This is a genomic window from Kordia aestuariivivens, from assembly GCF_014397005.1.
GTDB classification, from domain to species: domain Bacteria; phylum Bacteroidota; class Bacteroidia; order Flavobacteriales; family Flavobacteriaceae; genus Kordia; species Kordia aestuariivivens.
This window is the reverse complement of sequence record NZ_JACGWS010000016.1, coordinates 1-13,583: the sequence shown is the minus strand read 5'-3', so window position 1 is coordinate 13,583 and position 13,583 is coordinate 1. Positions and strand designations below refer to the sequence as shown.

At 33.6% G+C, this 13,583-nt stretch carries 14 protein-coding genes; 8 read left to right on the top strand and 6 right to left on the bottom strand.

Features of this window, described 5'->3' with window-relative positions; genetic code table 11:
* Nucleotides 1-20: 20 nt before the first annotated feature.
* From H2O64_RS20425 to H2O64_RS20390, 8 genes are all read left to right on the top strand, one after another.
* Nucleotides 21-848 (top strand): universal stress protein, encoded by an 828-nt coding sequence (locus tag H2O64_RS20425; RefSeq protein WP_187564094.1) that lies wholly within the window; start codon nucleotides 21-23, stop codon nucleotides 846-848.
* 68 nt (nucleotides 849-916) lie between these two features.
* Entirely contained in the window at nucleotides 917-1,765 is an 849-nt protein-coding gene (locus H2O64_RS20420) for a universal stress protein (RefSeq protein ID WP_187564093.1), read from the top strand.
* A gap of 12 nt (nucleotides 1,766-1,777) precedes the next feature.
* Complete coding sequence (locus H2O64_RS20415) at nucleotides 1,778-2,185, top strand: hypothetical protein (RefSeq protein WP_187564092.1); 408 nt, start codon at nucleotides 1,778-1,780, stop codon at nucleotides 2,183-2,185.
* Nucleotides 2,186-2,264: 79 nt separating this feature from the next.
* On the top strand, nucleotides 2,265-3,116 hold the full coding sequence (locus H2O64_RS20410) for an ATP cone domain-containing protein (RefSeq protein ID WP_187564091.1): 852 nt from the start codon (nucleotides 2,265-2,267) through the stop codon (nucleotides 3,114-3,116).
* A gap of 9 nt (nucleotides 3,117-3,125) precedes the next feature.
* Nucleotides 3,126-4,499, top strand: a complete 1,374-nt coding sequence (locus tag H2O64_RS20405; RefSeq protein WP_187564090.1) for an MBL fold metallo-hydrolase RNA specificity domain-containing protein — start codon at nucleotides 3,126-3,128, stop codon at nucleotides 4,497-4,499.
* A 147-nt stretch (nucleotides 4,500-4,646) separates the two neighbouring features.
* The gene (locus H2O64_RS20400) at nucleotides 4,647-5,099 is read left to right on the top strand and encodes a hypothetical protein (protein WP_187564089.1); all 453 of its coding nucleotides are present in this window, start codon (nucleotides 4,647-4,649) and stop codon (nucleotides 5,097-5,099) included.
* Between the two features lie 11 nt (nucleotides 5,100-5,110).
* Nucleotides 5,111-5,782, top strand: coding sequence for a hypothetical protein (locus H2O64_RS20395; protein ID WP_187564088.1), 672 nt, complete (start codon nucleotides 5,111-5,113; stop codon nucleotides 5,780-5,782).
* Between the two features lie 13 nt (nucleotides 5,783-5,795).
* Complete coding sequence (locus tag H2O64_RS20390; protein WP_187564087.1) at nucleotides 5,796-6,428, top strand: hypothetical protein; 633 nt, start codon at nucleotides 5,796-5,798, stop codon at nucleotides 6,426-6,428.
* 49 nt (nucleotides 6,429-6,477) lie between these two features.
* Here the strand turns inward: H2O64_RS20390 and H2O64_RS20385 are convergent, their stop codons facing one another.
* The 6 genes from H2O64_RS20385 to H2O64_RS20360 form a co-directional block, all read right to left on the bottom strand.
* A complete protein-coding gene (locus H2O64_RS20385) occupies nucleotides 6,478-7,215 on the bottom strand; it encodes a class I SAM-dependent methyltransferase (RefSeq protein ID WP_187564086.1) in 738 nt (245 codons plus the stop codon).
* Complete coding sequence (locus H2O64_RS20380) at nucleotides 7,202-8,389, bottom strand: cytochrome P450 (protein WP_187564085.1); 1,188 nt, start codon at nucleotides 8,387-8,389, stop codon at nucleotides 7,202-7,204. Before H2O64_RS20380 ends, H2O64_RS20385 begins: the two co-directional genes overlap by 14 nt.
* A gap of 122 nt (nucleotides 8,390-8,511) precedes the next feature.
* Nucleotides 8,512-9,342: a phytanoyl-CoA dioxygenase family protein gene (locus tag H2O64_RS20375; protein ID WP_187564084.1), complete on the bottom strand. Its 831-nt coding sequence runs from the start codon at nucleotides 9,340-9,342 to the stop codon at nucleotides 8,512-8,514.
* A 68-nt stretch (nucleotides 9,343-9,410) separates the two neighbouring features.
* Nucleotides 9,411-11,339: a prenyltransferase/squalene oxidase repeat-containing protein gene (locus H2O64_RS20370; RefSeq protein WP_187564083.1), complete on the bottom strand. Its 1,929-nt coding sequence runs from the start codon at nucleotides 11,337-11,339 to the stop codon at nucleotides 9,411-9,413.
* Nucleotides 11,340-11,544: 205 nt separating this feature from the next.
* Nucleotides 11,545-12,213, bottom strand: coding sequence for a hypothetical protein (locus H2O64_RS20365; protein WP_187564082.1), 669 nt, complete (start codon nucleotides 12,211-12,213; stop codon nucleotides 11,545-11,547).
* Nucleotides 12,214-12,362: 149 nt separating this feature from the next.
* Nucleotides 12,363-13,016, bottom strand: coding sequence for a hypothetical protein (locus tag H2O64_RS20360; RefSeq protein WP_187564081.1), 654 nt, complete (start codon nucleotides 13,014-13,016; stop codon nucleotides 12,363-12,365).
* Nucleotides 13,017-13,583: the final 567 nt, after the last annotated feature.

Sequence of the window (13,583 nt, the reverse complement as noted above, 5' to 3'; positions counted from 1 at the left end):
ATCCATTAAAAGTGAAGACAATGACAAATATCCTTTTACCAACCGATTTTTCAGACAATGCATGGAACGCAATTGTATATACCTTAAAGTTATATGCAAACGAAACTTGCACAATTTATCTCTTAAACGCTACGCAATTGAAAGCCTCCAGGATTTCAAGTTTTTCCAATAAATTGCTAACAACAATGCGTGATAATGCCAAAAATGATTTATTAAAATTAAAGGCACAATTAGAAGAAACAAACGCAAACGGCAATCATGAATTTGAAATTCTTTTAAGTTTAGGAAATTTAGATGATGCCATTGAAGGTGCCATTGATAAATATGCTATTGATTTGGTGGCAATGGGAACAAAAGGCGCAACAGGTGCAAAAGGCATTCTTTTTGGAAGCAATACCACAAAAATGTTTAAAAAGGTGAAAAAATGCCCTGTGTTGGCAATTCCTGATAATTACGAATTTGTAGTTCCAAAACAGATTGCTTTTCCAACTGATTTCAACAGGTATTGTGATGCCAAAGAATTACATTTTCTAAAAAGATTAGCTGATCTATACAACGCAACAATTAGAGTGATTCATATCAATAAAGAAGATAAATTAACTGATCGTCAAGAAAAGAACTTAACAACACTGAGGCAATATCTAAAAAATCATGTACACAGTTTTCACTGGATTCCAACGTATGCAAGCAAATCAAAGGAGATCAATGATTGTATAGAAGAACTTGAAATAGACATCTTAGCAATGGTATATTACTCACACAGTTTTATAGAAAGTATCACGCATGAACCTGTCATCAAAAAAATAGGTTTTCATCTTAAAATTCCATTCATGGTGATTCCAGAGTAAGCTGATTTATATCATAGGATTTATTGCTAAAGTCTTGTATTTTAATACATAACCTAAAATTAATCATGATGAGACATAAAATATTAGTACCTACCGATTTCTCAAAAAATGCATGGCTTGCCATAAAATATGCAACACGATTATATGAAGATGAAGTCTGTGATTTTTACCTTTTGAATGTATTTTCTGCACCTAAAAACCTAATGGATAGTTTATTCAATATGGTGGAAGGAAGCGAATCTTATGAAACCGCAAAAGCTGCCTCTGAAAAAGAATTAGCAAACGTGGTCGATTTACTGAAGATGAGCGCTTCTGAGCATTCACAACATACATTTAAGATTATTTCTAAATTTAATGATGTCGTGGAAGCCATTAAAAATGTGGTGGAGGAAAAAGATATAGAAATTGTCATCATGGGAACAAAAGGAGAATCAAACAGAAAAGATGCTGTTTTTGGAAGTGTAGCCATTTATACCATGGAAAAAGTGCGCAATTGCCCTGTATTGGCTGTTCCTGAAAATGCTCCGCATGAGCTACCCAAAGAAATTGTATTTCCAACAAGTTATAAAACACATTACAAACGAAGAGAATTGCAATACGTAACATCAATTGCAAAAAAATGCAATGCGAATATTGCGGTTTTACACATTTCAGATAGGGAATTAAACAAAAGTCAAAAAGAGCGTCAAGAATTACTAAAAGAAATTTTTGAAGACAATACCTACTCGTTTCACACCTTACCACTCAATTCTATAAATGATGCCATAAACATTTTTGTAGATAGTAGAGATAGTGACATGGTAGCTTTTATCAATAAGAAACACTCGTTTTTCGGAAGTATTTTAACAAATCCGTTGGTAAAAGAAGTTACTTTTTTTAAAGTTCCCGTATTGGTACTACACGATTTAAGAAACTAAAACATACAGCTCATGAAAAAGACAGGCATTTGGCTAGATAAGTACAAAGCACTTATTGTAACCTTAGAAAACGAACAAGAAACACTACAAACCATTCTTTCAAAGATTGAGAATTTTCATCCGCATGGCGGTTCGGGAACACGACTAAAAGGCGGTCCACAAGATGTTGTTCAGGATCGTAAATATTTAGAACGAGAGAAGCATCAAATGAAAAACTATTTTAAAGAAATTGCTGCTGAAATTAAGGATACAGAAGCGTTGGCTATTTTTGGACCTGCTGGAACTAATGAAAAATTCAGTAAGGAATTACAAGAAAATCATAAGGATTTAAGCACAAAAATAAAAGGCATCAAAAAAGCAGATAGCATGACGGATAATCAAGTGAAAGCTTTGGTAAAAGATTTTTTTAAATCGAATTAAATAATTTCTGGAAACTAATTTGAATCAAAAAAACTGTCAAAAACAATATTGTATTGGCAGTTTTTTTTACAACAAACAAATGGAAGACACATCGCTAATCATTACAAAAGCATCTGGCAAAAAAGTGAAATTCTCATTCAACAAGCTGCGTTCTTCCTTAAAAAGAACTGGCGCAGATGATGCGTTAATTCAGCATATTGTAGATAAAGTACGTGATGAATTATACCAAGGAATTTCGACCAAAGAAATCTACAACAGAGCGTTTGCTTTATTAAAAAAGAAAAAAAGTTATTTAGCTTCAAAATACAAGCTCAAAAAAGCAATTTATGAATTAGGTCCTACCGGATTTCCTTTTGAACGTTTTGTGAGTGCTGTGTTAAAATATTCGGGCTATACAGCTGAAGTTGGTCAATTTTTGCAAGGAAAATGTGTCACGCACGAAATTGATGTCATTGTAACTAAAAATAATGAAACCACAGTGATTGAATGTAAATTTCATAGTGAACAAGGAATTACGTGTAACGTAAAAGTGCCGTTGTACATACACTCACGCTATCAAGATGTAAAAACACATTGGAATGCAAATCCAAAAAATGAAACGTCATTAACCAAAGGTTGGGTTGTGACCAATACACGATTTACAGAAGATGCTTTAAAATATGGAAACTGTGCTGGTTTGTATTTATTGAGTTGGGATTATCCGCAAAATGAAGGTTTAAAAGATCGAATTGATCGCTTGGGATTATATCCAATTACAGTATCAACATTACTCACCAAAAGAGAAAAACAGTTTTTACTTAGTAGAGATATTGTGCTTTGCAGAGAATTGTTGCATGACAAATTCTTTTTAGATCACTTGAATGTTTCCGAAATACGACAACAAAAGATTTTTCATGAAATATCACAACTATGTGGCATAAAAAATCACTAATTAACTACCATGGATAAATTTGTAAACATCAACTTTTTAGGCGCTGCTGGTGTCGTTACGGGATCTAAGTTTCTTATTGAAACCTCAGAAAAAATTATTTTGATTGATTGTGGTATGTTTCAAGGACTCAAAGAACTCCGAGAACTCAATTGGTGCGATCTTCCTGTAGATGTCGCCGCTATTGATGTCGTTTTACTCACACACGGACATTTAGATCATGTTGGATATTTGCCACGTTTGTTCCAACAAGGGTTTCGCGGGAAAATTATTGGTACAGCGCCAACCTTAGCCATTGCTGAAATTATTCTAAGAGACAGTGCTAAAATTCATGAAGAAGAAGCTAAAAAAGCAAACAAAGAACAGTATTCAAAACACCATCCTGCATTGCCTTTTTACACGTTGGACGATGTTACAAAAACACTCCAATTATTTCAAGTAGAAATTGAATCCAAATGGATTTCCTTATCAGAACATATCTCCTATCGATTTCAATACAACGGGCATATCATTGGAGCTACATTTATAGAATTGGATATTAATGCAAAACGATTTGTATTTTCGGGAGATATTGGACGCCAAAACGACTATTTATTAAGCGATCCAAAAACACCTGAATGGGCAGATTTTTTGTTTATAGAAAGTACGTACGGCAATAAATTACATCCTGAAGAAGATGTAGAAGAAATATTGACTACAATCATAAAAAATATCATTCACACTAGAGGAAATCTAATCATTCCGAGTTTTGCGGTGGAACGTTTGCAAACGTTGATGTACATTCTATGGAAACTCTACAAAAAGAACAAAATTCCAAACATTCCCATCTTTGTAGACAGTCCGATGGGCGCAAATGTGTTGGAAGTATTCAAACGTTTTCCAAAATGGCACAAACTATCGCCTGAAGAATGCAACGCGATGTGCAATCATATCAATATTGTACAATCGTACAAAGAAACTTGGGAAACGATTGATGATAAACGCTCTAAGATTGTGATCGCTGGTAGCGGAATGGTTACTGGTGGAAGAGTGCTTACGTATTTACAACAATTGATTGACGAACCATCAACTACCGTTTTATTAGTTGGCTATCAGGCAGAAGGAACACGTGGCAGACAATTGCAAGAAGGTGTTCATGAAATTCGATTTTTCGGGAAGTATTATCCTGTAAAAGCAACCATCAAAAGTGTAGATAGTTTATCGGCGCATGCCGATCAGAAAGATTTACTAAACTGGATGCAAACGATTAAAAATATTCCTGAAAAAATATATCTAATTCATGGCGAACCAACCGCTTTAGATGCGTTTAGAGTCAAAATAAAAGATGTATACAATTGGGACGCAAGCATTCCAAAATTGACAGATGTTGTAAAAGTAATGGTCTGATTTCCATAAATAATCTATCCAAAAAAAAATCATTGTTTAATTTAGTAAGCTGATATATATCATTGTATCGCCTGGGTTTCATCGGTAATTTTGAAGTATAAAATAATGTCTAACTATTTTCTGCTTTAATAGCTAAAAAAACAACCTATGAAAACAACACAAACAACTGCAAATTATATAAAATGGTTAAGTCCTGAAGACATACACAAAGCTTCACTTGCGTGGCTTTCAGAATTGAATTTTGTAAAAGACGAACATCTTTTTTTTGAAGACCTCATCAAAACATACACGATTGAATTATTAGAGTTTAAAGATTTTTCAAGTGATAAAGAAATGGTCGATGCCATCAACCGATCCGAAAAGCAAAATAATATACTTATTGATGCGGTAATTGCGCACGAAAAGAAACTCAAAGTTTTAGTGGATGATATTGATCAGCCTGAAGAAGAAAAAGAATACAAAGAAGTACACAAAAAATTAGCGATTGAAATTGATCAATTCTTAGAAGAATATAAAATGCTAAAAACACAACTATTTACAATTATAAAAGAGATTAAGAAAGAAATAAAATATAGAACCTTACTCGATAGAAATCTTTAAAAATCACAGTCATGAAGCGATTATTTTTTTTACTAGTACTACTTGTTATCACAGTTATAAGCTGTACAACCACACAATTGATAGATAATTGGAAAAACCCTGATATTGATCGGTATGAACCACAAAAAGTATTAATCGTTGGACTTACATCAAATATAGAAGCGCGCCAAAAATTTGAAAAGCAACTCAAAGATGAACTCGAATTACGAGGTTCTGAAGCCGTTGGAAGTTTAACACTTTTTGATCCTTCTTTTAGAACTGAAAAAATGACAGAAGAGGAATTAAAAGCACTGGAAGATAAGCTTATTGATGATGGGTTTGACACGATTTTATTCACAAAAATTATTGGCGTGGAAGATAAAGTAGCCTACAAGGAAAATTATCATAATTATGATGAAACGTATCGAAAATTCACAGATGAATATTTACGATATCAAGATATTTATTACAATCCTGAATATTATGATCAATATACCATTTATCACTCGGAAACCTCCATGTATTGCATCTGTCCAACAAAAGATAGAGAACTAATCTGGAAAGGATATATTGACATTGTAGATCCTACTTCTATTGATGAATCTGTAGACGATTATGTAAAACTAGCAATTGCAGTTTTAGAAGAACAACAATTGATCAATCAACGAACGATTATTCCTGTAAAAAAAGAACTCATCGACTAACGTAACTACGCTAATGAAAATATGTATAAGAATAGTATTCGCTTTTATCATTGTTGGATGTTCCTCTGTAAACTTAAATAATAGTTGGAAAAACCCCAAACATCAAGATTTTAATCCTACGAATATATTGGTGGTGAGTGTTTCTCCTAATTTTGAAACACGAAGCGATTCTGAATTCAAATTCGTCACGGAATTAAATGCGCGGAATATCAATGCGATACAAAGTACTGTTGTGTTTAAAAAACTGTTTCAAGATACACAACAAACCGATTCAGAAATTGAAGCGCAAATAGACAAACTACTCACTGTTGGTTATGATACCGTGTTAATTTCTCAAGTAAAAAACGTTCAGGAAAACGAATCGCGCACAGGAGCATCGCCAAAATTTGATTATAAGTTGCGAAAATTTCTTGGTGGCTACTTAACTTCTCAGGAAGATTATTTTGAACAAGATTATTATAAAAAATACAAAGTATTATACATAGAAACCGCTATTTATAGTCTGCATAAAGATGCAGAAAAAACGTTAGTTTGGACAGGAACGTATACTGTTATTGATCCATCAGACATCAGCAAAAGAATCAATACGTATGTAAAAGCTGTGATGAAATCTATGGAAAAAGAAAAATTGGTTGCTAAAAAATGATCTTCGTTTTCAAATGAAGATTCTATTTTTATACTGAACTCATCTTGAATTATTTCTTTAACCTCATAAGTAGATACGCAATAATAGTCTCTTGAAGTCCATTGGCGAGTGCTGTCATTCCTTTTTTCTCACGAATGTGTTGACAAAAACCCATCCAAGATTCTTTGGTAATATCTTGAAACAAATCTAATTGAAAAGGCGTTTTTAAAAGTAAGTTTTGATACGATTCTAAAGAAGTCAACATATTTTCTTTAGGAACAGACCAATTTCCAACCCAATGAGAATCGTACAAGAGTACATCCGAAAAAATAAATTCTCCTTCTTTTTTTAAGACTCTATATGCTTCTGTTAAAAAAGTTTCTCTCGTATGAAAATGAAATACGGCTTCTACAGAAATAATCAAATCAAAATGATTTTCAGGGAACGAAAGTTGTGCAGCATCCATCACTTTAAAATCGCAATTGGGATACTGTTGTTGTGCATAGGAAATTTGCCTAGAAGAAATATTTATTCCTGTAACTTTTGCATTGGGAAACTTTTTTTTAATGGCATTTGTAGTTGCTCCCAAACCACAACCGACATCTAAGATCGTTAATGGTGCTGTTGTAAGATTGACCAAATCTAAATGTTTTTCTACTAAAGCTTGACACGCTTCTTTGAGGAGCATGTTTGAATGTTCCCAATAGCCTACATTATAAAAAGCACTCTCATTATACAATTCTCTCATCACTGGAGAAAGAATCATATCGTCATAGTTATCAATAAAAGAACTGTTAGTTGTCGTCATTCCAATCAATTTTTACAGGAACAGAAGCTGGACCTCGTTGTACAAAAGGATGCATTCTCCAAGAAACTTCATCTAGCTTAGGATTGTATGCTACGACATGTTTTAACCAACTATTTAATCCTGTAGACGCTTGCAATTGCGCCAAACGAGCACCAATACAACGAAAAGCTCCTACTCCGTAGCCTAAATGTTTATGTTCTCTGTCTAATATGAGTTGCTCAGGATTTTCAAAAACGGAAGCATCTCTATTCGCTGCTCCTACTGATATTAGCAATTGACTTCCTGCCGAAATATGTTTATCATCAATCTTAATGTCTTCTTTTGCGATGAGCATAATGTATTGCAACGGACTGTCATACCGAATGAGTTCATCAACTCCTTTGTCTAGTAACTTCGGATGTTCCCTAAATTCTTGCTGCATTTTGGGATGTTCATGTAGTGTTAAAAGTGCATTTCCAAAAAAGTTCATCATGTTTTGATGACCTGCGTAAAACAGTAAAATCAGCATGGAGATCAAAAAAGCTTCCTGATCGGGTTCTTGATGACTACTTTCTAACAATACCGAACAAAGATCATTGCCCAATTCGTTTTGCTTTAGTTTGATGAGTTCTTTTAATTGTTGAATGAAAGCGGCACCTTCTATTGTTTGTTTTCCTGTTTCAATATCAATACAAGATAAATAACCGCCGTCCATTTTTGCAACTAAATTGCTAAATGTTTCTCGTTGATTTTCTGGAATTCCAATAATTCTACAAATAGTTCCGAATGTAAAAGGATGCGCAAAATCACTGATAATATCAATGTTGTTTTTCCCTTTTAAATTTATCAGTAAATCATCTGCCAAATCTTGCATTGACTTTTCATCAATTTTTAAACTTCTCCCCGCTAATTGATGTAAAATTTGCTTTCGATACGGACGATCACTTCCTGGAGATAATGTATACAAGGTTGTTGCGATTGCTTTTTCCATTGGAGGAAGGTTTCCAAAAACCCGTTCATCTTGTCCCCAATGCAAACATTTTGGACTTTGTAATAATTCATGTGCATTTTTATAATCAAAAATGATCCATTGACCTGATGGCAATTGATGTACTGGTGAATGCTCCTGCATATATGTATATGAAGGATATGGATTTTTCATGCCAATCGAAAATGTATCTGCTGTTTTTATCATAAGCTATTAATGATCAACTAAGGTAATTTTTTCTGTTTTTGAATATACTAAGATACTATTGAAGCTTTTATGATTCTTGATGTAAATAATTCATATTCAGTAAATATTCATAGTGAGTCTCTTTAAATCATCAGTTTAGGAAAAAGAGAGGTATCTTTTTTTGGTGCATGTTCTTTAAAATTCTCGATTGCTTCCAAATCTTTAGGTCGTGTTCCTAATTGATGGCTAAAATAGAAATCATCTTCAACTTTATACGCTTCAAGTTCAACAGGAGTGGTTTCGACTTTTCTGTGATAATAGAAAGTTGGTTTTTCTTCTGGCAAAAGAACATTTGTTGCTACGACTCTATCTTTTTCGCTCATATTCGGAGGAGAAGCATGAAATAGAGTTTGGTCAAATACAATTGCCTGTCCAAGTTTTGTAGGTATAGGCTTTAAATAATGTTCTCTAAGTTTCTCTTCTTGTTCTAGTAAAGGAAAAGATGTTCCTGCGGCTCTTTCATGTCGGTAGAAAAGATGGCTTTTGGGCACAAGTTGAAGATTCCCATTTTCTTTATCGGTAGCAACTAAAGGAAACCAAAAGCTTAGTCCCGCTCTACCTTCAGGTTTTGCCATAGATATATCTTGATGCAATGGCATATAACTATTGACATCATTTCCTTTTTTTACCGCATATCCACAACACATTTGTCGGTATGATTTGAAATAACGTTTTATGGTAGGTGCCAAAATACTAGCTACTTTTTCATGAATTAGTTTTCGATGTGAATGATCTGGAACTAAAAGAGTTGCCGTAAAGCCAGCATTATAATTTAAAGAGGTTTCATTATATACTGCTAACAATTCATTCAAAACATCAAAATTATCAATTGTAAGTATTTGATATCCTTGCGCTGCAAATTCAGAGTTCATTGCTTCATCATGAAAAATATCCCATTTAGTATCATATTTCATATCTCAGATTTATTTTAAAATTGATCGAATTAAATTGAACCACATCATAACAATGCATCGTGTGTTTTTTAGTCATAAATCATTAGTTTTAGCACTTTAATCACTGTTGCGGTTGTGATAGTGCTAGCATAATCACAATATAACTTTCCTTTAGGGTTTTCCCATGGTTTTTCACAGGATGGATCAGTAACTCTGAGGTTAAAACCGCCAGGGAATCTACCGTCAAGTAATTGTGTGTGTAGTATATTCTTAATATCAGCAGTGGCATCCATATTTCGAAGTTGCATACTACCAATTTTTAGTGCTTGCTCAAATACCGTTTCTCTATTAGATGGATACTCAATATTTTGATAGAATTCATTTTCTGACAATTCTAATTTTTTAAATAATTCTAAATAGTGATAGGTACTATAGAGGTTATTCTTCCACCAATAGTTTGGCCATTGCCCATTATTTGGCGCACTATTTTTTAGATACTGAATGAGTTCAGGATATAGCAGTTCTTGATTTTTTGTTGATAATGCCATATATGCTACTGGAGTAACGCAAGGATGCGCATCAGCCCAATGGTCTGGTTCTGTATATGTTGAAAAACCTCCTGATGGTTTCCAGTATGACATTAAAAATTCTTCATCTTTTGACTGAGTAGATCTTTTTAATAGTTTTAACAATCTAAGTGTCCAAGCGGTAGAGTCAGCATCAGCTCCGGTTGTTGAATTATATCCCCAACCTTTTTCATAATCTCTATAATTTTCTAGCCAATCGGCTGCTTTGTTTGCGGCCTCCATAGCTTTTTGAAACCCAGGAATATGTCCAATCTCAGCAAGGGCATAGCCAACATAAGCTGTTATCCAACCTATAGATGTTCCAACTGGTAAATAGTAATCTCCCCATGATCCATTTTCATTTTGGATATCAATTAGATATTGAATAGCTCTTTGAAGTTTTGTTTGGGTATAATCGTTGAAATTAGCTGAACTAGATTCAAAGTTTACTGGCCATTTAGGTTTTAGGTATACATTGATTCTTGTTGCATTAGAAGAAGAAACTCCCATGCCTAAAAAAGCTACTTCATTTTGGTTATCCAATAAAGATTTTTCAAGATCTATTTTTTGTAATCCGTTTTCTTTTGTTAGCTCATTTATGACTGTTATCCATTCAGCATTTGATTTCGTTATACAATGTCCACATAAATCAATTTTTGCATCTTCTAAATCTCCTGTACTTAAATCAAAACCAATACTAAATACCGTTCCAGATAAACTCATGGATTGATTTGCGATCACTTTTGTAAGGAAATTGTTTATTTGTGGAGTATTCAGTGGATTGGTTCCCAAATTACGTAAGAGTGTGGGTGCTGTTAACCTAAAATAAATTTTTGCTCTTCCCAATTGTGGCGTAAGAGCTTCCAATCCAATACTAGCAGTTACCGCATATTTCCTAAGAATTTGGACAATTTTTAGACTTTCACTTGCATCAGGAAGCACTTTAGCTAACCATTTTTCTGACATATCCCATCCACCTTCAATTCCTAGAGGTTTGGTATCTAAATATAAAGCAATTCCTGGTTGATCTGGTGAAGCACCAATCCAACAAGCACCTCTGTAGAAATCATTGAGTTGAGAAACTGTATCATAATGTAAGACTTCATGAAATAAATAATCACAGTATGCTTTTAATGAAGTAGTTTTTGTCTGAACTAATGTCTCTTCTAAGATTTTTTTACTAGCAGCAATTCTAAGTTTGGGCTGAAAAATTTCGCATGCGGGATCAGCAATAAGTCTCATCTTCACTTTTTTAGCATTTGAAGATAAACATAATTGTAAGGGTGATCCATCATTATTGAGTTCTGAAACTCCTCCAAGACGCGCGGAATTTTTGTCAAAATCTAATAAAATTTCACCTAAAAGATTGATTTCTTTTGTATTCTCAGAATAGGAATGAGCTAAATTCAATAACGTATTTACCTCATTCCTTAGACTTAATATTTCTTTCATTATAAAATATAATTGTTCTTTACTTATTGAACTCTTCTTGACTTTCTCTATTTCCTAAAAAATGGTAGAAATTCGCCCATATTTTGTTACTTTTTTTAGTCGTATCGTTGCTATGACTTTCAAAAAGTGCCGCATCTGAACAAGTTTCTACTCATTTTCGGTTAAACATTGAAAGTCAAGATGAGTTCATTGTCTATTCGACCAATTAGTCAGCAACAATATTAATAACACTCACAGTACCTTGAATAGTACCACTTATACCAGCTGCTCCAACCATACCTGACTGACCTGCGCTACCGGATGGAATTCCGCTTCCACCGCTGCTTCCACCGTTTCCACCTTTTCCACCAGCTCCAACAGCTGATTTATCTGTTTTTCCTGCTATACTATACTGGTCGGATTTTTTGTAAGTAACAGTGACTGTGGTTCCATTACCACCGTTTCCACCATTTCCACCATTTCCACCATTACCACCGTTGCCTCCGTTTCCGCCAGGAGATCCATTTGCGCTATAAGCACCACTAGAATCACCTTTTCCACCGTTTCCACCGTTTCCACCGCTTCCACCGCTTCCACCGTTTCCACCGTTTCCGCCGTTTCCACCAGCACTAAAAACTTCTATATTTCCTGTTAATTCTCCAATATTAAAGGTTGCTGGACTTGCTGCTTGACCGTCTTCGCCATTTTGTCCCGGAGCACCATGTGCTCCTGAAGCTCCTGGACTACCAGCCGTAGATTGTTCACAACCTGTTGCCCAATTACAATGTGCATTTCTACCATTAACTCCATTAGCTCCTTGACCTCCGTCAGTTCCTTTAACTCCGTTAGCTCCTGCTCTTCCTACTACTGATATATTTTTGGAATCTGTTGACATAATAAATAATTTAATTAGTTTTTGTTAATATTTTGATAGTTACTTGCGCTCTAATGTTGAGCATAAATATGTCCTCCTTTAATTTCGAAATCATTACATACAATAGAAATAAGATCTATTATTAAAGGATTACTTGCATAACTACCTTTTTAGTTATTAATAAATATTGCTTGTTCTGTCTTTGTTAGACTTCCTATTGAAGTGTGACAAATGGCACGTGTTTCAAATTGTCCGTTTCCTTGAATCTCCATTTCTTCAATTAATAATATTGCTGGATTACCTTTCAGAATAAGTTTTCCTCCTGGTTGAATGATGATTCTACGGAAATTATATACTGAAGCTTCAAAAGTTCCACGGTATTGCTCAATAGCATTTTTGTAGTCAGCTACTTTAGTCGCGTCATTAAACAAATAAATCCAACCTGCTTTTTCTATATCTGAAACTTCGGTAGCACTAAGTTCCGCTGTAGATGTGAATTTTTTATTATTCCAAGCTTTAGAAGGCATTTTCCAAGGATAGTTATCCGCATATTTATTGTTTCTTCCAATCCATTGTTTGAATTTGTCAACACTTTTAGTAGAAACAATTTGCGGCTCTATACCCGTATTCATTTCTTCTCCTATCACTACTGTTTCACCAATAGAAATTAATAAATCGCCACCTGTTTCATTTATATTGAAGAGGTTTTTTCTTTCTGTTAGTAAACTTGACGATTGTTTTAAAGTTGTTATTTTACTTCCTTCAAATAGATTAGAAAATTCTTTTAGATCTGACTCCTCAAGAAGAGAATTAAATTCATTCATAACTTGTAATGTTATTTTTTTGCCTACTCTTTACTGGTTTTTCAGCTTACACCCAAATTTTATGATCTTATATACCTTAGATTTATACATATATAGTTACAACTAAATATGCCTAAACCAGATATGATGTTATATTTTAATAATGCTAAGTATAGTGTGTTTTTCTGATTCTGTTTTCAAGAATCGAAAGGTTCAGTTTTTAGGTACTTTTAAATTTCATGTAATTCCCTTGTTTTTATAGGAGTAAAAGCACCTAGTTTGAAACACAAGTAGTAGTACGTAATATCAATTTTTTGAATAAATAAAAATGTAATAGAATCCCTATGATTTGGGTATGAAGTAAGAACTATTATTGGTCTAAAAATTAGTTTTTTAGATAAAACTAAAGAGAGCCTAGTATGAAATCAACCAAGAAGTTGTAGTGTTTGTGTAATAGAAATTAAAAAGAGGTCGTCTAAAAAGTAATTTTTAGGCGATTTTCTTTTTGGTCTAATTTTGTTTTGATCTCAAGCTTTGATTAATTGAGATTAAAAACGGTCACAATAAAAAAGCGAAGTTAGTTTACAG

What these genes read in the sequence shown, in the direction of transcription:
- H2O64_RS20425 (WP_187564094.1), top strand. Translation starts at nt 21, where the DNA reads ATGACAAATATCCTTTTACCAACCGATTTTTCAGACAATGCATGGAAC.
- H2O64_RS20420 (WP_187564093.1), top strand. Translation starts at nt 917, where the DNA reads ATGAGACATAAAATATTAGTACCTACCGATTTCTCAAAAAATGCATGG.
- H2O64_RS20415 (WP_187564092.1), top strand. Translation starts at nt 1,778, where the DNA reads ATGAAAAAGACAGGCATTTGGCTAGATAAGTACAAAGCACTTATTGTA.
- H2O64_RS20410 (WP_187564091.1), top strand. Translation starts at nt 2,265, where the DNA reads ATGGAAGACACATCGCTAATCATTACAAAAGCATCTGGCAAAAAAGTG.
- H2O64_RS20405 (WP_187564090.1), top strand. Translation starts at nt 3,126, where the DNA reads ATGGATAAATTTGTAAACATCAACTTTTTAGGCGCTGCTGGTGTCGTT.
- H2O64_RS20400 (WP_187564089.1), top strand. Translation starts at nt 4,647, where the DNA reads ATGAAAACAACACAAACAACTGCAAATTATATAAAATGGTTAAGTCCT.
- H2O64_RS20395 (WP_187564088.1), top strand. Translation starts at nt 5,111, where the DNA reads ATGAAGCGATTATTTTTTTTACTAGTACTACTTGTTATCACAGTTATA.
- H2O64_RS20390 (WP_187564087.1), top strand. Translation starts at nt 5,796, where the DNA reads ATGAAAATATGTATAAGAATAGTATTCGCTTTTATCATTGTTGGATGT.
- H2O64_RS20385 (WP_187564086.1), bottom strand. Translation starts at nt 7,215, where the DNA reads ATGACGACAACTAACAGTTCTTTTATTGATAACTATGACGATATGATT.
- H2O64_RS20380 (WP_187564085.1), bottom strand. Translation starts at nt 8,389, where the DNA reads ATGATAAAAACAGCAGATACATTTTCGATTGGCATGAAAAATCCATAT.
- H2O64_RS20375 (WP_187564084.1), bottom strand. Translation starts at nt 9,342, where the DNA reads ATGAAATATGATACTAAATGGGATATTTTTCATGATGAAGCAATGAAC.
- H2O64_RS20370 (WP_187564083.1), bottom strand. Translation starts at nt 11,339, where the DNA reads ATGAAAGAAATATTAAGTCTAAGGAATGAGGTAAATACGTTATTGAAT.
- H2O64_RS20365 (WP_187564082.1), bottom strand. Translation starts at nt 12,213, where the DNA reads ATGTCAACAGATTCCAAAAATATATCAGTAGTAGGAAGAGCAGGAGCT.
- H2O64_RS20360 (WP_187564081.1), bottom strand. Translation starts at nt 13,016, where the DNA reads ATGAATGAATTTAATTCTCTTCTTGAGGAGTCAGATCTAAAAGAATTT.